The sequence below is a fragment of the Agrobacterium larrymoorei genome, assembly GCF_037722385.1.
Taxonomy (GTDB): Bacteria; Pseudomonadota; Alphaproteobacteria; order Rhizobiales; family Rhizobiaceae; genus Agrobacterium; species Agrobacterium larrymoorei_C.
In genome coordinates, this window is sequence record NZ_JBBKAQ010000006.1 from 17,625 (window position 1) to 36,080 (window position 18,456).

Sequence of the window (18,456 nt, forward strand, 5' to 3'; positions counted from 1 at the left end):
CGTTGTTAAAAGGGCTCTCTAAAAGCCTGCAACATTCCGCTTTGTCAATTCTTGTTGTGCACCCTTTTGCGCACCATAATTGGGATATCATGAAACTGGATTCGAAATATTTCGACCGCATCCGAACGCGTCGCAAAAGAGAGCAACCGCCGGAGGCTCAGGCCCCTGTCTGCCAGTGGGATGGATGCGACAAACCCGGTAATCACCGCGCACCCGTCGGCCGCAACGCCGAAGGGCAATTCTTCATGTTCTGTTTCGAGCATGTGAAGGAATACAATAAGGGCTACAATTATTTTTCTGGCCTCTCCGACAGCGAAATTGCCCGCTACCAGAAAGAAGCGATTACCGGCCACCGCCCGACATGGACTGTCGGGGTGAACAAGACAGCGCGCGACAGCCCCCTACATTCCACATTGCGCTCGGGTGCTGCAAATGCGCGAATCCGGGATCCTTTCGGCTTCACCAATGGTTTTGGCGACGGAAGGGCGGGCGGCCAGCGCGTCCAGCCGGACCGCAAGCTCAAGACCCTGGAAGCGAAGGCCTTCGACACGCTTGGTCTCGCATCCGGTGCCAAGCAAGATGAGATCAAACGGCGCTATAAGGAGCTTGTCAAAAAGCACCATCCTGATGCTAATGGTGGCGATCGCGGTTCGGAAGAGCGTTTTCGGGCTGTAATTCAAGCCTACCAATTGTTAAAGCAATCGGGTTTCTGCTAAGCCCTTTTGGTGATTGCCTTATGAAGATGTGGCCGGGTGGTTGCTACCCGCCTTGGAGACGTGATGAGCAAAATTGACCTTGATATTACCAACCTGCCGGATACGACTGTTTCTGTCCGTGAGGTCTTCGGTATCGATACGGATCTGCGTGTGCCGGCTTACAGCCAGGGCGACGCCTATGTGCCCGATCTGGATCCGGACTATCTTTTCGACCGCGATACGACGCTGGCGATCCTTGCAGGCTTTGCTCATAACCGACGTGTCATGTTGTCCGGCTTCCACGGCACCGGTAAATCCACGCATATCGAACAGGTGGCGGCGCGCCTGAACTGGCCGTGCGTGCGCGTCAACCTCGACAGCCATGTCTCTCGTATCGACCTCGTCGGCAAAGACGCTATCGTTCTTAAGGACGGCAAGCAGGTCACCGAGTTCAAGGACGGCATTCTGCCCTGGGCCTACCAGCACAATGTCGCGCTCGTCTTCGACGAATACGATGCCGGCCGCCCGGACGTCATGTTCGTTATCCAGCGTGTTCTGGAATCGTCCGGTCGCCTGACGCTGCTCGACCAGAGCCGTGTCATCCGCCCTCACCCGGCTTTCCGCATTTTCGCAACTGCCAACACCGTCGGCCTCGGCGACACGACCGGTCTTTACCACGGCACGCAGCAGATCAACCAGGCGCAGATGGACCGCTGGTCTATCGTTACCACGCTGAATTATCTGCCGCATGAGCAGGAAGTGAACATCATCGTCGCCAAGGTGAAGAGCCTCGACAACGAGAAGGGTCGCGAAACGGCATCGAAGATGGTGCGCGTTGCCGATCTTACCCGCTCGGCCTTCATCAATGGTGATCTCTCGACCGTTATGAGCCCGCGTACCGTCATCACCTGGGCTGAGAATGCGGAAATCTTTGGCGATCTCGCTTTCGCCTTCCGCGTCACCTTCCTCAACAAGTGCGATGAGCTGGAGCGGACACTTGTTGCCGAGCAGTACCAGCGCGCTTTCGGCGTCGAGCTGAAGGAAAGTGCTGCGAACATCGTTCTCAGCGCCTAATCCTTCCGGCGACAACCGGGAAGATCGCTGGAGCAGTTTCACGCAAAGGCGAACGTAGCTTTGCGTTCGAAGTTGCTCCCATTGCATGAAGACGAAGACGCTTCCGCGCGAAGGGCGTAGTGCCCGCGCGGGGCGCTCAGAATCGACAGGAAAGACCATGGCAACGCGCGGCGATAATTCGAGACCCAAATCCGGTACGGTGATCGACACCGAACCGTTGCGCCAGGCGATCACCGGCTGCGTACGTTCGGTTGCGGGTAGCTCTGAAGTCGAAGTGGTTTTCGCCAATGAGCGTCCTGGCCTTGCCGGCGAGCGCATGCGTCTGCCGGAAATTTCCAAGAAGCCGACGGCGCAGGAAGTGTCGATCACCCGCGGCCTTGGCGATTCCATGGCACTTCGGCTTGCCTGCCACGATAGCGATGTGCATGCGACGATGTCGCCGCAGGGTGCTGACGCACGTCAGATCTTCGACGCTGTAGAGCAGGCACGCGTGGAATCGATCGGCGCGCTGCGCATGCCGGGCATGGCGAACAACATTCGTGCGATGAACACGGAGAAATATGCCAAGGCCAATTTCGGCAATATCAACACACAGGAAGACGCGCCAATTGCCGAGGCGGTCGCGCTGCTGGTTCGTGAAAAGCTGACCGGTGAGAAGCCGCCGGAAAGTGCCGGCAAGATTCTCGACGTCTGGCGCTCCTTCATCGAAGACAAGGCGTCCGGCGATCTGAAAGACCTTTCAAGCGTCATCGAAGATCAGAAGGCGTTTTCCAAGCTCGTCCGCAAGATGCTGACCTCCATGCAGATGGCGGAGGATTTCGGCGACGAGAATGACGAGCCGGAATCCCAGGAAGCCGAATCCGACGAAGACCAGCCGCGCAGCAACGAGCAGCAGGAAGAGCAGGTCGAGGAAGAGGCCGGGTCCGATGCCGCTCCTGCCGAAGAGAGTGAGGCCTCTCAGGAGCAGATGGAAGATGGCGAGATGGATGGCGCCGAGATGTCGGAGGACGAAATGTCCGACGATCTCGATGAGGATTCCGAAACGCCTGGCGAAACCCGTCGCCCGAACAGCCCTTTCGACGATTTCAATGAGAAGGTCGATTACCGCATCTTCACGCAGGAGTTCGACGAGGAAATTCACGCCGAGGAACTTTGCGACGAAGCGGAACTCGATCGCTTGCGCGCCTTTCTCGACAAGCAGTTGGCGCACCTTCAGGGCGCGGTCGGGCGCTTAGCGAACCGTTTGCAGCGTCGTCTGATGGCGCAACAGAATCGCTCCTGGGATTTCGATCTGGAAGAGGGCTACCTCGATCCGGCCCGCCTTGTGCGCCTGATCATCGACCCGATGCAGCCGCTTTCCTTCAAGAAGGAACGCGATACGAAATTCCGCGATACGGTCGTTTCGCTCGTCATCGACAATTCCGGCTCGATGCGCGGGCGGCCGATCACAGTCGCCGCGACGTGTGCCGATATTCTGGCGCGCACACTGGAACGTTCGGGCGTGAAGGTGGAAATCCTCGGCTTTACCACCAAGGCCTGGAAGGGTGGGCAGTCACGCGAGCAGTGGCTGGCCAGTGGCAAGCCGCCATCGCCCGGCCGTCTCAACGATTTGCGTCATATCATCTATAAAAGCGCGGATGCGCCATGGCGTCGCGCAAGGCGTAATCTCGGGCTTATGATGCGCGAGGGCTTGCTCAAGGAAAACATCGACGGCGAAGCGCTTATGTGGGCGCATAACCGCCTGATCAACCGGCCCGAACAGCGCAAGATCATGATGATGATTTCCGATGGCGCGCCGGTGGACGACTCGACGCTTTCGGTCAATCCGGGCAACTATCTTGAACGGCACTTGCGTGCTGTGATCGAGCAGATCGAAACCCGTTCGCCTGTCGAGCTTCTTGCCATCGGCATCGGCCACGACGTGACGCGCTACTACCGTCGCGCCGTAACCATTGTAGATGCCGACGAGTTGGCGGGTGCGATGACCGAGCAACTTGCTGCGCTCTTCGAAGACACCAGCGCAAGCTCCGGCAAGCCATCCCGCAGGATGCGCCGTGCTGGATAAGATGCGTCATGGCGGGGGCAACTCCCCCCGCCGATCTTCCGGCCAACTGATCGCCGCGCTGTCCTTTGTTTTTGCAATTCTCGCCCCTGCGGCCATCGGTGCTGCGTCAGCCGAAGTAGCAGTCACCTCCACGCCGATCCGGGATTTCCTCGTCGGGTCGAGCGAGAAGCATTTCGGCAAGCTGCAATTCATCGGCGGGCTGTCGATGCGCTCATCCGATCCCGCCTTCGGAGCGATTTCGAGTATTCGCTTTCGCCCGGATGGACGCAATTTTGTCGCCGTTCTGGATACCGGCCACTGGATGACGGGCAAGATCGAGCGCGATGGCGCATCCGGCATGCTTAATGGCGTCTCCGCGTTGCACATCGATCCGATGCTGAATGAGACCGGAGCGGCTGCGCGCCGAAAAGTGGATATGGATGCCGAAGGTCTCGCGCTTCGCGGCGACCGGCTTTATGTCAGCTACGAGCAGTTTCACCGCATCAGCATTTATCCGGGCCTAGATCTAGCCAACGCCAGGCCCCGCGGTCGGCTCCCTCACCTGATCCGCAACAGCGAACTGCGCCGCAATGGTGGGCTGGAGACGCTTGTCGCCTCGCCGGAAAACTCACCACTTAAGGGTGCGCTTGTCGCAGTTGCAGAAGACAGCATGGATAAGAATGGCGACCTTTACGCCGCCATTCTTGAGGGGCCGTTGAAGGGCCTGTTTTCCGTCAAGAAACATGGCGATTTTGCCGCGACGGACGGCGCGTTCCTGCCCAATGGCGATCTGCTCTTGCTGGAGCGCCGCTTCAACTTCAGCGATGGCGCGGGTATGCGCATTCGGCGTATCGCTGGCCAGGATATTCGCCCAGGCGCTGTCGTTGACGGAGAAACGCTGATCGAAGCCGGCCCGTCCTATCAGATCGACAATATGGAAGGCATGGATGTCGTCACCCAGCCCGATGGGTCGACGCATATTATCATTGTATCGGACGACAACCACTCGTTCCTCCAGCGAAACCTGATGCTGGAGTTCAAGCTGAACTGATTTCAGGCTCGAGAAAAGCCGAGCTCGGCCAGTCGCTTTTGCGCGGTCGGCGGCATCGGCAGGTCAGGATTGTTGCGCGCCGTCTCGATGAGCAACTCGTCGCTGGCCTTTTCCGTTACGTCGATTAACGTCTTGAAGAAGGTATCGGGGTCGAGCCCCGGCTGGATTGGCGGCAGGATACGCACCTTGAAGTGGCCGGGATAACGCATGGTGGACCGGCGCGGCCAGAACAGACCTGGATGCATCGCAACAGGTACCACCGGAACCTTGAGATCGCGATAAAGGCGTGCGATGCCGTAGCGATATTCAGGCTCCGCTCCCGGAGGGCGGCGCGTGCCTTCGGGATAGATGATGAGCTCGCGACCCTTCGCCATCTCCTCTTTGGCTCGTTCCATCACCTTCAGCATCGCCTTGCCACGGGCGGCACGATTGACGGGGATCATCCGCTGCTTGGCGACGTACCAGCCAAAGAGCGGGATCCACATCAGCTCACGCTTCAGGATATAGACGGGGTCTTTCAGATCCGGCAGGAGCGCGTAGGTGTCCCAGAAAGACTGGTGCTTCGGCGCGAAGATGCAGCCGGTTTCGGGAATGTTTTCCAACCCCTCGACCTCGAATGTCGTTCCGACAATCGTCTTCATCAGCCAGTGATTGGAGCGCGCCCAGTTCTTTGGAATTTCAAAAGCAAGCTTGCGCGGCACGATGAAGTAGATCGGCGTCAGCACGATCATCCGAACGATGAGATTGAGATAAAAAAGCGTGTTGAACAGAACCGAACGTAGTCTGAGCATGAACCTGGCGTCTCCGGGCGCTTGAGCCGAAGACGGGTACCTCTTCACGCCAGCGCAGATGGGCAACGCCTACACGAAACGAGGGTCATGCAGCAAGACCTATCCGTGGCAAGGCCAGTCCAAACGCGTCAAGGCCTCAGTCTCTCAGGCCATTGCCCTTTCCGATGCCCGTCAGGTCCCGCAGCGCGGCGACGACGAATTTAGCGTACTCATACATCATGGTGCGCAAAACATCCGGATTGGCAAACCAGTTCGTGCGGCTCAAATCCGAGTTGATGACCGGGTAGGCGATGAACTCGGTATCGGGGCTGGCGCTGCGCAGTTCATGCAGACTGCGATGCATATGGTAGTTGTTGGTGACGACGACGACCGAAGTGTAGCCCTTGTCGCGTATCCATCCTGCTGCCTCATTGGCATTGCCGATAGTGTCGATCGCCTTGTAGCCCATATCGACGCAGCAGGCGAAGAGATCAGGAGAACTCTGCGTCATCTTGCGGATTTGCGCGCGCGTCGTGGATGGGTTGACGCCGGAAATCAGCAGCCGCTTGCCGACCTTGTCACGCAGCAGGCCGACTGCCTGATCGATCCTCTGATAGCCGCCCGTCAGAACGATAATCCCATCGGCTCGCGCGCCCTCCGGCGGGCGCATCGTCGCCACGGAATCCGCGAACCATAAAAATCCACCGAATACCGCACCGGCAATGACGACAAAGGCCAGGATGGCAATGCGTACGAAGCGGCGCAACGGTCCGCGTCGCGAGAACATTCGGTTCCGCGGCGAATCAGCCATGTGATCGTGCCGGTCTATGCGACTCATTGCCATGAGTTACCATAAGCACGGACTATGGCAAGGAACAGGCGGTTGTACCCCACCCCCTTGACCATAGACGCCCTTACAAGCCGTCGCTCTTCGACGGGTCGGAACGGATGCGGTCGATCTCGTCGATGGTCCGGATCACCGTCATGCGCGCCGTTATCGTCGTCAGCAGCGAGATGATGATCATCGTCATCAGGATACCAAGATAGCCATCGATGCCGACCGAGAAGGAACCGAACAGGGCTGTTGCCTGATCGCTCTGCGGGGTGGCAAGCGATCGCGACTGCCAGAAGCCTGCGGCGAGGAAGACGAGTGCGGCAACAGCACTCCCGGCACCCGATCCCTTCAGGCTGATCTTGAGAAAATGCTTCTGGAATTCGCGCGCGACAAAGCCGCTCTCAGCGCCAACGAAATGCAGCACCTCGACAATGTGCCGATTGCCGGAGAGTGCACCGCGGGTGGCGAAGATTACCGTCAACACCATGGCCGTGAAGACGAGCACCAGCACGCCCACACCGATCATCACTGTCGTATGGGCCATGGACACCAGACGATCCACCCAGGTGCGGTGGTCGTCGAGAAAGGCCTGCGGGATTTCCGTCTTCAGCATGGCTCGCATGGCTTCGAAGTCTGGAGGATTGTTTTCGTCAATGGTGATGATGACAAGACGCGGCACCGGCAGCTCGGACAGATCGAGACCTGAGCCGAGCCATGGCTCCAACAGACGGCTTGTCGCAGCATCGTCCATGATCGTGCCTTCGCGCGTTCCAACGAAACCGAGCGCCAGATTGCGGGCCTTGTTGAGCGCCGCATTCATATCCAGTCCCTCTTCCGGTTTGATCTGAATGGTGATCTCGCGCGAAATCTGGCTCTGCCAGCTGGAGGCGGTGGCGCGCACCATGCTGACGGCCCCCAAGGTCAGACAGGCTAGAAACGCCATGATGGCGATGACGACGATCAGCGCATTGCCCTGGATGTTGGACGGCGGGAGGATCGGCGCCATCGGGCGGATACGCATTTGCGGTGCACCCTGCTGCGGCGCTCTCGGCTTCAGCGTCTTGCGGTTCATCTCATTCATAGATGTCGAGCCGCCCTTCGGTCAGAATCATCCGACGTGCATCCACCTGGTCCATCAAGCCGAAATCGTGAGTGGCGATGACGACAGCGGTGCCGAGCCGGTTGAGCTCGAGGAACAGATTGAGGAGCCGCTTGGCCATGGGCGGATCGACGTTACCTGTCGGCTCATCGGCAAGAAGAATTTCCGGCTGATCCATCAGCGCTCTGGCAATGGCCGCGCGCTGCTTTTCTCCGCCCGAGAGAATGGCAGGAAGAACATTGATGCGCTCTCCGAGCCCAACCCACTTCAAAAGCTCGATCACATCGTTGCGATAGACACTTTCCTCCTTGCCACGGACGCGCAGAGGCAATGCAACATTCTCATAGGTCGTCAGATGGTCGAGCAGGCGAAAATCCTGAAAGACGATACCGACACGGCGACGCAGCATCGGAAGCTCGCTTCTCGGGATGCGCGAGATATCGCGGTTGAACATGCGAATATGGCCGCGTGTCGGCTGCAGCGACATCAAGAGCAAGCGCAGCAGCGTCGTCTTGCCCGCACCAGACGGACCGGTCAGAAACTGAAAGGACCCTTTGGGAATATCGAAGGTCATGTCCCTCAAGATTTCCGGGCCCATGCCGTAGCGCAAGCCGACATTTTCAAAATGGATCAACGCTTTTCCAGTCTCTTTCTTTTCCGACCCGCCACTGACTTCGGCACCCCTTGTCAAGACCACAATCGCCGCAAAGCGCGACGTGATGTAAGCGATCTTTGCGAAGCGTTAACCAATTAAATTTACGACTGGACAAGATTCCTTTCAATGCCCGGGTCAACCGGGCTGAAAACCTGACCAAGGGAACTTCATGGCTATGTTCCGTCCATTCCGCAAACACACGGCACATGATTACGACCTTTTGATGCCACATGCGCCCGTCGCCCGGCTAAAGCCGAGAGCAGCGAAGCAGCAGGAAACAATCGACGCCGACTTCGTGACCGTAAAGGAAACGGTCTATCGTGACTATGGCAACGACAATCGACGCGCGGCTTATCAACAAGGCAAGCGCCGGACGATCGGTGCATTCGAGACGTTCGAAGCAATGATCGCGTGGGTTGATCGCAAGCTCTCGTCGCTTTCGGTCGACGGCTACTCTGCCGTCGTTGCAGCCGCTGCCGTCGCGATGTTTTTCATGTCCGGTGGCTTTTCCGTGTTGCCGACGAAAACGCATGCTGTTGCGGCACCGCCGGACCCACTCGCCATCACTCATATCAGTATCACCCCGCAATATGCCGGTGGCATGGAAGTTCTGGTGATCAACGGGATTGTCGACAACAGGACGGACAATATCCAGGAAGTTCCTTCGATCCGCGCCGATCTCTTTGCTGCCAAGGGAGAAAAGGTCGCCAGCATGCTGATCGAGCCACCGATCCTCGAGATTGGGCCCGGCCAAAGCCACGGCTTCTCGGCAAAACTGCGCCATCCCGGTGGAAAAACGCCGGAAATCAAGCTTTCCTTTATCGAAACGGATGCTTCCGCCCGCTGACTGTGCTACCGCAGCCCCTTCATTTCATCCGCCGGCAGGATCTGTCTGGCTGCGAAGCAATGCAGGAGACACCATGCCCGTCGTTCGTGGAAAAAATATCGAGCCGCTTTACACCGCCGAACAGATCGCCGAGCGCAACCGCGACATGGCAAAGCATATCGCTGAAGGTCCGACGAAGGACCTGCTGGTGATCGCGGTTCTGAAGGGCTCATTCATTTTCGCCGCCGACCTCATCCGCGCGCTACACGATAGCGGACTTGCACCGGAAGTCGAATTCATCACACTCTCCAGCTACGGAACCGGCACCGTGTCGCAGGGTGTGAAGATCGTCAAGGATATCGACAGCGACGTGAAGGACCGCGACGTTCTTTTGATCGACGACATTCTGGAATCCGGCCGCACGCTGCGTTTTGCCAAGGAACTGCTGTTCGAGCGTGGCGCGCGTAACGTCTCCATTGCCGTGCTGCTGGACAAGAAGGTCAAGCGCAAGGAAGACCTGGAAGCGGATTTCGTCGGCTTCGAATGCCCCGATTACTTCGTCGTCGGCTACGGCATGGATGTGGCATATGCCTTCCGCGAACTGCCATTCGTCGGTGTGGTCACCGGCGACGCGGAATAAGCCGCCTCTTATCAAAAGACGACAACGAACAAAGGGCTCCCGAAGGAGCCCTTCATCATTTAGGCGGCGTCTGCCACCCCATCATGAGCCGAGGTGTGCTTGACCTTGAACAGCAGCCTGTCGGTACCGGAGGTCACCTTGACGGTGGATCCATCCGGAACCTCGCCACCCAAGATCATCTCGGCCAGCCTGTCCTGAACGGACTTCTGGATGACACGCTTCAGCGGGCGCGCACCATAGGCCGGGTCGTAACCCTTGTTGGCGAGCCAGGTCCGTGCATCCTCGTCCAGGTCAAGCGTGATCTTGCGATCGCTGAGCAGCGAGACAAGACGACGAAGCTGGATATCGACGATCGCGCCCATCTCATCGCGGTGCAGGCGATGGAAGAGAATGATGTCGTCGATACGGTTCAGGAACTCTGGGCGGAAGTGTCCGCGCACGCGCTCCATCACCATCTCTCGAACCGAGTCCACCGTGTCGTTATCACCCATCTGCGTCAGGAACTCCGAACCGAGGTTCGAGGTCATGATGATGATGGTGTTCTTGAAATCGACGGTTCGGCCCTGGCCATCGGTCAAGCGGCCATCATCCAGCACCTGCAGCAGCACGTTGAACACGTCCGGATGCGCCTTTTCGATCTCGTCGAACAGCACGACCTGATACGGACGGCGGCGAACCGCTTCCGTCAGCGCTCCACCCTCTTCATAGCCGACATAGCCAGGAGGCGCACCGATCAGCCGGGCAACGGAGTGCTTCTCCATATATTCCGACATGTCGAGGCGAACCATCGCGGTTTCGTCATCGAAGAGGAAGCGAGCCAAGGCCTTGGTCAGTTCCGTCTTACCCACGCCCGTAGGGCCAAGGAAGATGAAGGAGCCGATTGGACGGTTCGGGTCCTGAAGACCGGCACGCGCACGGCGGACAGCCTTGGAAACGGCTTGCACCGCTTCGCCCTGGCCGACGACGGACTTGCCGAGTTCGTCTTCCATGCGCAGCAGTTTCTCGCGCTGACCTTCGAGCATCTTGTCGACCGGAATACCCGTCCAGCGGGAGATGACATGGGCGATGTTGTCCGCCGTCACCACTTCCTGAACCATGGAGGCCGCACCGCTGCTGTCGCGTTCTTCCGCCGCAGCCAGCTCCTTTTCCAGGCCTGGAATGATGCCATAGGTCAACTCACCGGCGCGCTGGAACTGACCGTTGCGCTGGGCAATCGCCAATTCGTTGCGTGCTTCGTCAAGCTGCTTCTTCAGATCCGCGGCATGCCCAAGCTTCTGCTTTTCCGCCTGCCAACGGGCGGTCAAGGCATCGGCTTTTTCTTCCGTATCGGTTAGCTCATCCTCAAGCTTCTTCAACCGGTCAGCCGAAGACGCATCGGTCTCCTGCTTCAAAGCCTCGCGCTCGATCTTGAGCTGGATGATGCGACGATCCAATTCATCCAGTTCTTCCGGCTTGGAGTCCACCTGCATGCGAAGACGCGATGCGGCTTCGTCCATCAGGTCGATGGCTTTGTCCGGCAGAAAGCGATCGGTGATGTAGCGGTTCGAAAGGGTCGCAGCCGCAACCAGGGCCGAGTCCGAGATCCGGACCTTGTGATGCTGCTCATATTTTTCCTTCAGACCGCGCAGGATCGAGATCGTGTCCTCGACCGTTGGCTCGTCGACAAGCACCGGCTGGAAGCGTCGGGCAAGCGCCGGATCCTTCTCCACATGCTTGCGATATTCATCAAGCGTGGTCGCACCAACGCAATGCAACTCACCACGCGCAAGAGCAGGCTTCAGCAGGTTGGACGCATCCATCGCGCCATCCGCCTTGCCGGCACCCACCAGCGTGTGCATCTCGTCGATGAAGAGAATGATGCCACCGGCTTCGGCCTGAACTTCGTTCAGCACAGCCTTCAAACGTTCTTCGAACTCACCGCGATACTTCGCACCGGCAATCAGCGCACCCATATCGAGCGCCATCAGCTTCTTGTCTTTCAAGCTTTCCGGCACGTCGCCATTGATGATGCGCAAAGCCAAACCTTCGGCAATCGCCGTCTTACCGACGCCGGGTTCACCGATGAGCACGGGGTTGTTCTTGGTCCGGCGCGACAGAACCTGGATGGTGCGGCGAATTTCGTCGTCGCGGCCGATCACCGGGTCAAGCTTGCCTTCGCGCGCTTCCGCAGTCAGGTCACGGGCGAACTTCTTCAGCGCGTCAAAGCCTTGTTCGGCATTGGCGCTATCGGCCGTGCGGCCCTTGCGAATGTCGTTAATCGCCTGATTGAGTGCCTGCGCCGTCACGCCAGCCTTTTTGAGCGAGGAGGACGTGGACGCGGATGTCTCGATGGCGAGAGCTTGAAGCAGACGCTCCACGGTGACAAAGCTGTCACCTGCCTTTTTCGATAGATCTTCAGCCGTCGAGAAAACCTTGGCAAGCGGTGCCGTCAGCGAAAGACCACCACTACCGCCCGAAACCTTGGGCAATTTCGCCAGTGCTGCGTCGTTAGCCAGCCGTGCTTCCTTGGCATCGCCACCGGCACGCTCGATCAGCGAAGACGCCATACCCTGGTCGTCGTCAAGCAGGGCTTTAAGCACATGCTCCGCCGAAAATTGCTGGTGGTTCTGCGCCAGCGCATAGGTCTGGGCAGATTGCAAGAATCCGCGTACCCGTTCTGAGTATTTTTCAATGTTCATATCCATAACCTCCTTTGCCGGCCTGCCCGCTTTCGGCACAGATCGGAACGTTGGGATTGGAGCCCCCGTAAGCGGCAGACCCCTTTTCGGCTTCTCACATCTTGGATTTGCGAGTGCCGTGAAGCCTTGGCGGGTTCAATCGCCGCGGCTTGCTTAGCAAGGATATGGTGGGTGTTTTCATGCCTTTAAAGAGCACGCGGCAGTCACGCATGCAAATTTCTGCGGCCTGTTACTGGCATAAGGCGAAAGCCGCAGAAGCGTCAGGTTCACAAACCCATCGCGCATCCGTTCAATGGTGCGTCAGGCCGCGAGCGCGCGCGCTACGGCAAGACGGATGTCCGGCAATGCGAAGGGCTTGGGGACGACGTCGATAATCTTGGTGACGAGATCGTCGGCGCGTTCACGCTGCTCGGCGTAACCCGTCATCAGCAAGATTTTGAGGTTTGGATATTGCGTCGAGGCTCGATGCGCCAGTTCAATCCCGTCCATTACCGGCATGCGGATATCGGACAGGAGAAGATCGAAATCCTGTTCGCACAGTTTTTCGAACCCCTGCTCGCCATCGGCGGCCTCATGGGTTTCGTGTCCATCCAGGCGAAGTGCCCGGGCGACAAAGGTACGCAGAGCGTCTTCGTCTTCGGTAATGAGAATTCTGGCCATCTTCCATTGCTCCTGGTATTCATTCCAGCGAGCCCAAACTCGGTCATTTCCCTTTGCAATAAGTAAATGACAGGATGGCCACCGGTGGCATGGTTAACAACCCATGCCACATTTGCGTTCCACCCCATCACTGGCAGAACCGATAACCGATGAGTGAAGACATTGCAGCAAGAGCGGCCCACAGCGCGGCGATGCGAGAGCGCGCGCAAGAAGATATGGCTCGCATGGGTGTCGATGCGGCATTTATTTCCAAACTGGTCGAGACCTTCTACGAGCGTATCCGCGAGCACGACGCACTCGGTCCTGTCTTCGACAGCCGGCTTTCAGGCCGCTGGCCGGAGCACATGGAGAAAATGAAGAGCTTCTGGTCCTCTGTGGCGTTTAAGACCGGCGCCTATGGAGGAAAACCGGTCCAGGCGCATATGGGTGTCGGCGGAATGAGCGCCGATCTCTTTCCACAATGGCTGACATTGTTTTCGCAGACGCTGGATGAGATTGCGCCGACAGGCCAAGCACATGACTGGTTCATGCAGACCGCCGAGCGGATTGCCAGAAGCCTGACGCTCTCGCTCTTCTACAGCCCCGCCTTCGACGATCCGACGCACCGAGCCTGATCGATTCGTCAATCTCAACTTGCGGTTACGCAAGACTGGCCGAAATATCACCACTATTGTCTTGAAGGCTGCAATCGGACGTGATTATTACATCGGCGGGAGGCGTACCAAGCGGTTCGCCGAAGCTTCATTCAAGGCAATCAGTGATGGATCGCAGATCGTTTATCAGAAACGCAGGCGCCGCTGGCGCAGGCGTTACAGCAGCAGCACTCGCAGCGCCGGCTATCGCGCAGGAAAACCCACAGATCACATGGCGCATGACCTCCTCCTTTACCAAGGGGCTGGATATTCTTTTCGGCGCGGGTCAACTGGTTGCCGATCATGTGAAGGAAGCCACGGGCGGGAACTTCGTCATTCAGCATTTTGCCGGCGGTGAGATTGTACCAGCCCTCCAGGCGGCAGATGCAGTGAGCGCCGGAACGGTCGAGATGGCCCATACCTGCTCCTATTATTATGTCGGCAAAGACCCGACGTTTGCGCTCGGAACCGCCATTCCCTTCGGTCTCAACGCGCGCCAGACCAACGCCTGGTTCAATCAAGCCGGCGGCAACGATCTGCTGAACGCCTTCTTTGCCAAGCACAATATCTATTCCATCCTGCTCGGCAACACCGGCGCGCAGATGGGCGGCTGGTTCCGCAAGGAAATAAACACCATCGACGACCTGAAGGGTCTGAAGATGCGCATCGCCGGTCTCGCCGGTCAGGTCATGCAGAAGGTGGGCGTTACGCCGCAGCAGATCGCTGGCGGCGACGTCTATGCTGCGCTTGAAAAAGGCACGATCGACGCAACCGAATTCGTCGGCCCCTATGACGACCAGAAGCTCGGCTTCTACAAGGTCGCCAAATATTACTACTATCCGGCTTGGTGGGAGGGTGGCCCCGCGGTCCACGCCTTCATCAACCTGGAAAAGTACAATGGCCTGCCGGAAAACTATAAGCGCATCCTGAAAGACGCCTGCGCTGCCGGCAACGCCTACATGCTGGAGCGTTACGACACGCAGAACCCGAAGGCGCTCAAGGAACTCGTAGCCCAGGGCGCGATCCTCCGCCCCTTCAGCCAGGAAATTCTCGACGTCTGCCACAAGGCAGCGGTTGAGACCTATGCCGGTATCTCTGCGGTGAATCCGGACTTCAAAACGATCTACGAAAGCCAGCAGGCCTTCAAGAAGGACGCCTATCTCTGGGCGCAGATCGCTGAATACACCTATGACACCTACATGATGATCCAGCAACGCAACGGCACGCTTTAATCCGTACCGAGGCAGAACCGCGAAAGCCATCCGCCACGTGCGGATGGCTTTTTGTTTTGCAGAACACATGAAAAAGGGGCGCGGCTTTCATCGCGCCCCTTCCTTGTGTTTGTTCTTCCGAAATCAGACGAGATCGAAGCGGTCGGCGTTCATCACCTTGTTCCAGGCAGCAACGAAGTCCTTGGTGAACTTGCGTGCGGCATCAGCAGAGGCATAGACCTCGGCGAAGGCACGCAGCTGCGAATGCGAACCGAAGATCAAGTCGACGCGCGTACCGGTCCACTTCACCGCATTGGTGTTGCGATCTCGACCCTCATAGATGCCCTTTTCGCCGGCGACCGGAGCCCATTGCGTGCCCATGTCGAGAAGGTTGACGAAGAAGTCGTTCGTCAACACTTCGGGACGATCGGTGAAGACGCCATGCTCCGGCTTGCCGACGTTGAGAACGCGAAGACCACCGAGCAGAGCCGTCATTTCAGGACCGGTCAGGGTCAGCAGATGTGCGCGGTCGATCAGTGCCTCCTCTGCCTTCATGAACTGGTGGCGCTTCTCGTTGACGTAATTGCGGAAGCCATCGACGCGCGGCTCGAGTGCCGCGAAGGATGCGACATCCGTCTGCTCCTGAGAAGCATCGGCGCGGCCAGGCGTGAATGGTACCGTCACATCCTGGCCACCGGCCTTTGCGGCCTTCTCGATGCCAGCAGCACCAGCCAGCACGATCAGGTCGGCAAGCGAGATTTGCTTGCCGCCCGTCTGGGCCGCGTTGAAGTCACGCTGAACGCCTTCGAGAACCGCAAGAACCTTTGCGAGCTGCTCGGGCTGGTTTGCTTCCCAGTTCTTCTGTGGCTCCAGGCGAATGCGTGCGCCATTAGCACCTCCACGCTTGTCCGAGCCGCGGAAGGAAGAAGCGGAAGCCCAAGCGGTGGACACCAGTTCCTGCACCGAAAGGCCGGTCGCCAGAACCTTTGCCTTCAGCTCGGCAATGTCCTGATCGTCGATCAGTGGATGATCGACAGCCGGGACGACGTCCTGCCAGATCAGATCTTCTGCCGGAACTTCCGGACCGAGGTAACGAACCTTCGGACCCATGTCGCGATGGGTCAGCTTGAACCACGCGCGTGCAAAGGCATCGGCAAACTGTTCCGGATGCTCAAGGAAGCGACGCGAAATCTTTTCATATTCCGGGTCGAAACGCAGCGACAGGTCCGTCGTCAGCATGGTCGGCAGCTTCTTCTTCGAAGGATCGAAGGCGTCAGGGATCGACGGCTCGGCATTCTTCGCCACCCACTGCTTCGCACCAGCCGGGCTTGTTGTCAGCTCCCACTCGAAACCGAACAGGTTTTCGAAGAAGAAGTTGCTCCACTGTGTTGGTGTCTGCGTCCAGGTGACTTCCGGTCCACCCGTGATGGCATCTTTGCCGACGCCAGTGCCGAACTTGCTCTTCCAGCCGAGACCCTGGTCTTCGATTGCGCCGCCTTCCGGCTCTGCACCGATCAAGGACGGGTCGCCTGCACCGTGGGTCTTGCCGAAGGTGTGACCGCCAGCGATGAGGGCAACCGTCTCTTCATCGTTCATCGCCATGCGGGCAAACGTCTCACGGATGTCGCGGGCTGCGGCAACCGGGTCAGGGTTGCCGTTCGGACCTTCAGGGTTGACGTAGATGAGACCCATCTGAACCGCGCCGAGCGGTTCGGAGAGCTGGCGCTCACCGCTGTAGCGCTCATCGCCGAGCCAGGTGCCTTCCGGACCCCAATAGAGCTCTTCCGGCTCCCAGACGTCTGCGCGACCACCGGCGAAACCGAACGTCTTGAAGCCCATGGATTCGAGCGCGACATTCCCCGTCAGGATCATCAGGTCGGCCCAGGAAATCTTGTTGCCGTATTTCTGTTTGATCGGCCAAAGAAGACGACGCGCCTTGTCGAGGTTGGCATTGTCCGGCCAGCTATTGAGTGGCGCAAAACGCTGCTGGCCCATGCCAGCCCCGCCGCGGCCATCGGTGATGCGGTATGTACCGGCGCTATGCCAGGCCATGCGAACGAAGAGACCGCCGTAATGGCCGAAGTCGGCTGGCCACCAGTCCTGCGAATCCGTCATCAGCGCATGAAGATCGTTCTTCACAGCATCGAGGTCGAGCGACTTGAAAGCCTCGGCGTAATCGAAATCCTTGCCCATCGGGTCGGACAGGCTGGAATGCTGGTGAAGCTTCTGGATATCCAGCTGATCGGGCCACCAGTCACGATTACCTCTTCCACGCGGGGAAGAATGGGCGACGGGACATTTGCCCGCGCTGGCGTTGGGATTATCCATGGTGTTCTCCTGCTTTGCTAAATCAAATCATCAAATTCAATGAAGAGCGGTTGCGGAGATAATATGACCCACGCACTCGCCGCGCTGTCGATCAATCTTCAAGATGGATGCAGCCCGGCGCTCCTCGCGGTTCATGTCTTAGCCAATAGATGTGATAGTTTTAAGTTGGATTTACCGATTGCGTCGATAGGAAATGATTATCAACATTGCCTTCGACCGTGTTCGAACCACGAGCACCAAGCGAGCCGCCAGCGGATGAAAAAAGTAGCAAAAATATTCTCCACGCCAGCATCTTTTTGAACATTTCTGCCGTTTAATGCGTCACGCTTTATGGGATGAGACATCAACCGGAGCGATGTCATCCGGAACACAGGGAAAGGAATACCAATGGGCTTGCTCAAGACAATCGTAACGACGGCCGCAACCACAGTTGCTCTGAACGCCGTGTTGATCTCTCCGTCTGCCGCAGGAGAAAACCTCGATCAGATCAAGTCCTCCGGTGTCATCAAGATCGGCACTGAGGGTACCTATGCTCCCTTCACCTTCCATGATGCCAGCGGCAAGCTCGTCGGCTTTGACGTTGAAATCGGCCAGGCTGTTGCAGAGAAGCTTGGCGTGAAGCCTGAATTTATCGAAGGCAAGTGGGATGGCCTGATTGCAGGTCTTGATTCCAAGCGATACGACGCCGTCATCAACCAGGTCGGCATCACTGAAGCCCGCAAGCAGAAATACGCGTTCTCCGAGCCCTACATCGCGTCGAAGGCCGTATTGATCGTCAGCGATAAGAACACCGACATCAAGGGCTTTGCAGACCTGAAGGGCAAGAAGTCGGCGCAATCGCTGACCAGCAACTTCGGCAAGCTTGCCACCGAAGCGGGCGCAGAACTCGTCGGCACCGATGGCTTCGACCAGTCGATCCAGCTGGTATTGACCGGTCGCGCAGACGCCACCGTCAATGACAGCCTGTCCTTCCTGGACTTCAAGAAGAAGCAGCCGCAGGCACCGGTGAAGATCGTCGCAGAAAAGCCGGATGCAGACTATTCGGGCATCATCGTTCGCAAGGGCGACGATGAACTCGTTGCCGCCATCAACAAGGCGCTGGCGGACATCAAGGCCGATGGCACCTACAAGAAGATTTCCGACACCTATTTCGGCCAGGACGTTTCCAAGTAAGCGCTTTCTAAATAGCGGATGCGTCGCATCTGCTATATCCTTTGTTTATAGATCATTCGCAGACGAAGTCCGGCCACCGCCGGGC

17 protein-coding genes are annotated in these 18,456 nt (G+C 58.1%); 10 read left to right on the forward strand and 7 right to left on the reverse strand.

The features are described from left to right. The first annotated feature begins 89 nt into the window (after positions 1 to 89). The 4 genes from WKI41_RS09755 (at position 90) to WKI41_RS09770 (ending at position 4,864) form a co-directional block, all read left to right on the forward strand. The gene (locus WKI41_RS09755; RefSeq protein ID WP_340193662.1) at positions 90 to 716 is read left to right on the forward strand and encodes a J domain-containing protein; all 627 of its coding nucleotides are present in this window, start codon (positions 90 to 92) and stop codon (positions 714 to 716) included. Positions 717 to 779: 63 nt separating this feature from the next. After that, positions 780 to 1,769, forward strand: coding sequence for a cobaltochelatase subunit CobS (gene cobS / locus WKI41_RS09760; RefSeq protein ID WP_340193293.1), 990 nt, complete (start codon positions 780 to 782; stop codon positions 1,767 to 1,769). 157 nt (positions 1,770 to 1,926) lie between these two features. Continuing rightward, a complete protein-coding gene (cobT, locus tag WKI41_RS09765; protein WP_340193294.1) occupies positions 1,927 to 3,834 on the forward strand; it encodes a cobaltochelatase subunit CobT in 1,908 nt (635 codons plus the stop codon). Position 3,835: 1 nt separating this feature from the next. After that, positions 3,836 to 4,864, forward strand: coding sequence for an esterase-like activity of phytase family protein (locus tag WKI41_RS09770; protein WP_340193663.1), 1,029 nt, complete (start codon positions 3,836 to 3,838; stop codon positions 4,862 to 4,864). A gap of 2 nt (positions 4,865 to 4,866) precedes the next feature. Here the strand turns inward: WKI41_RS09770 and WKI41_RS09775 are convergent, their stop codons facing one another. The 4 genes from WKI41_RS09775 to ftsE form a co-directional block, all read right to left on the reverse strand. Beyond that, positions 4,867 to 5,655: a lysophospholipid acyltransferase family protein gene (locus tag WKI41_RS09775; protein ID WP_340193295.1), complete on the reverse strand. Its 789-nt coding sequence runs from the start codon at positions 5,653 to 5,655 to the stop codon at positions 4,867 to 4,869. Positions 5,656 to 5,791: 136 nt separating this feature from the next. Next, positions 5,792 to 6,445: a YdcF family protein gene (locus WKI41_RS09780; protein WP_340193296.1), complete on the reverse strand. Its 654-nt coding sequence runs from the start codon at positions 6,443 to 6,445 to the stop codon at positions 5,792 to 5,794. 103 nt (positions 6,446 to 6,548) lie between these two features. Then, positions 6,549 to 7,550: an ABC transporter permease gene (locus WKI41_RS09785; protein ID WP_340193297.1), complete on the reverse strand. Its 1,002-nt coding sequence runs from the start codon at positions 7,548 to 7,550 to the stop codon at positions 6,549 to 6,551. After that, positions 7,543 to 8,202 (reverse strand): cell division ATP-binding protein FtsE, encoded by a 660-nt coding sequence (gene ftsE / locus WKI41_RS09790; RefSeq protein WP_340193298.1) that lies wholly within the window; start codon positions 8,200 to 8,202, stop codon positions 7,543 to 7,545. Before ftsE ends, WKI41_RS09785 begins: the two co-directional genes overlap by 8 nt. A 196-nt stretch (positions 8,203 to 8,398) precedes the next feature. Here ftsE and WKI41_RS09795 point away from each other — a divergent pair, with 196 nt between their 5' ends. Continuing rightward, the gene (locus WKI41_RS09795) at positions 8,399 to 9,070 is read left to right on the forward strand and encodes a hypothetical protein (protein WP_340193664.1); all 672 of its coding nucleotides are present in this window, start codon (positions 8,399 to 8,401) and stop codon (positions 9,068 to 9,070) included. Between the two features lie 73 nt (positions 9,071 to 9,143). Next, positions 9,144 to 9,689, forward strand: a complete 546-nt coding sequence (gene hpt, locus WKI41_RS09800; protein WP_340193299.1) for a hypoxanthine phosphoribosyltransferase — start codon at positions 9,144 to 9,146, stop codon at positions 9,687 to 9,689. Positions 9,690 to 9,748: 59 nt separating this feature from the next. Here the strand turns inward: hpt and clpB are convergent, their stop codons facing one another. Together clpB and WKI41_RS09810 are read right to left on the reverse strand one after the other, a co-directional pair. After that, on the reverse strand, positions 9,749 to 12,367 hold the full coding sequence (clpB, locus tag WKI41_RS09805; RefSeq protein WP_340193300.1) for an ATP-dependent chaperone ClpB: 2,619 nt from the start codon (positions 12,365 to 12,367) through the stop codon (positions 9,749 to 9,751). Between the two features lie 300 nt (positions 12,368 to 12,667). After that, complete coding sequence (locus tag WKI41_RS09810; protein ID WP_340193301.1) at positions 12,668 to 13,027, reverse strand: response regulator; 360 nt, start codon at positions 13,025 to 13,027, stop codon at positions 12,668 to 12,670. 149 nt (positions 13,028 to 13,176) lie between these two features. On the opposite strand from WKI41_RS09810, the gene WKI41_RS09815 reads away from it, so the two are divergent. Both WKI41_RS09815 and WKI41_RS09820 read left to right on the forward strand, forming a co-directional pair. Further along, entirely contained in the window at positions 13,177 to 13,641 is a 465-nt protein-coding gene (locus WKI41_RS09815; protein ID WP_340193302.1) for a truncated hemoglobin, read from the forward strand. 146 nt (positions 13,642 to 13,787) lie between these two features. Continuing rightward, positions 13,788 to 14,891 carry a TRAP transporter substrate-binding protein DctP gene (locus WKI41_RS09820; RefSeq protein WP_340193303.1) on the forward strand — a complete coding sequence of 368 codons (1,104 nt, stop codon included), beginning with the start codon at positions 13,788 to 13,790 and terminating at the stop codon, positions 14,889 to 14,891. Positions 14,892 to 15,014: 123 nt separating this feature from the next. Here WKI41_RS09820 and katG read toward each other — a convergent pair whose 3' ends face one another. Beyond that, positions 15,015 to 17,198 carry a catalase/peroxidase HPI gene (gene katG, locus WKI41_RS09825; RefSeq protein WP_340193304.1) on the reverse strand — a complete coding sequence of 728 codons (2,184 nt, stop codon included), beginning with the start codon at positions 17,196 to 17,198 and terminating at the stop codon, positions 15,015 to 15,017. 63 nt (positions 17,199 to 17,261) lie between these two features. Between katG and WKI41_RS09830 the strand changes: the two genes are divergently transcribed. Next, positions 17,262 to 17,498 (forward strand): hypothetical protein, encoded by a 237-nt coding sequence (locus WKI41_RS09830; RefSeq protein ID WP_340193305.1) that lies wholly within the window; start codon positions 17,262 to 17,264, stop codon positions 17,496 to 17,498. An 87-nt stretch (positions 17,499 to 17,585) separates the two neighbouring features. Then, the gene (locus tag WKI41_RS09835) at positions 17,586 to 18,371 is read left to right on the forward strand and encodes an amino acid ABC transporter substrate-binding protein (RefSeq protein ID WP_340193306.1); all 786 of its coding nucleotides are present in this window, start codon (positions 17,586 to 17,588) and stop codon (positions 18,369 to 18,371) included. The last annotated feature ends 85 nt before the right edge of the window (positions 18,372 to 18,456 follow it).

Excerpts from the sequence above, each read along its gene's own strand:
- hpt (WP_340193299.1), top strand. The coding sequence starts at position 9,144 with ATGCCCGTCGTTCGTGGAAAAAATATCGAGCCGCTTTACACCGCCGAA.
- WKI41_RS09785 (WP_340193297.1), bottom strand. The coding sequence starts at position 7,550 with ATGAATGAGATGAACCGCAAGACGCTGAAGCCGAGAGCGCCGCAGCAG.
- WKI41_RS09780 (WP_340193296.1), bottom strand. The coding sequence starts at position 6,445 with ATGGCTGATTCGCCGCGGAACCGAATGTTCTCGCGACGCGGACCGTTG.
- WKI41_RS09830 (WP_340193305.1), top strand. The coding sequence starts at position 17,262 with ATGACCCACGCACTCGCCGCGCTGTCGATCAATCTTCAAGATGGATGC.
- WKI41_RS09755 (WP_340193662.1), top strand. The coding sequence starts at position 90 with ATGAAACTGGATTCGAAATATTTCGACCGCATCCGAACGCGTCGCAAA.
- clpB (WP_340193300.1), bottom strand. The coding sequence starts at position 12,367 with ATGAACATTGAAAAATACTCAGAACGGGTACGCGGATTCTTGCAATCT.
- WKI41_RS09795 (WP_340193664.1), top strand. The coding sequence starts at position 8,399 with ATGTTCCGTCCATTCCGCAAACACACGGCACATGATTACGACCTTTTG.
- cobS (WP_340193293.1), top strand. The coding sequence starts at position 780 with ATGAGCAAAATTGACCTTGATATTACCAACCTGCCGGATACGACTGTT.
- WKI41_RS09835 (WP_340193306.1), top strand. The coding sequence starts at position 17,586 with ATGGGCTTGCTCAAGACAATCGTAACGACGGCCGCAACCACAGTTGCT.
- katG (WP_340193304.1), bottom strand. The coding sequence starts at position 17,198 with ATGGATAATCCCAACGCCAGCGCGGGCAAATGTCCCGTCGCCCATTCT.
- WKI41_RS09820 (WP_340193303.1), top strand. The coding sequence starts at position 13,788 with ATGGATCGCAGATCGTTTATCAGAAACGCAGGCGCCGCTGGCGCAGGC.
- WKI41_RS09810 (WP_340193301.1), bottom strand. The coding sequence starts at position 13,027 with ATGGCCAGAATTCTCATTACCGAAGACGAAGACGCTCTGCGTACCTTT.
- WKI41_RS09815 (WP_340193302.1), top strand. The coding sequence starts at position 13,177 with ATGAGTGAAGACATTGCAGCAAGAGCGGCCCACAGCGCGGCGATGCGA.
- WKI41_RS09775 (WP_340193295.1), bottom strand. The coding sequence starts at position 5,655 with ATGCTCAGACTACGTTCGGTTCTGTTCAACACGCTTTTTTATCTCAAT.
- cobT (WP_340193294.1), top strand. The coding sequence starts at position 1,927 with ATGGCAACGCGCGGCGATAATTCGAGACCCAAATCCGGTACGGTGATC.
- WKI41_RS09770 (WP_340193663.1), top strand. The coding sequence starts at position 3,836 with ATGCGTCATGGCGGGGGCAACTCCCCCCGCCGATCTTCCGGCCAACTG.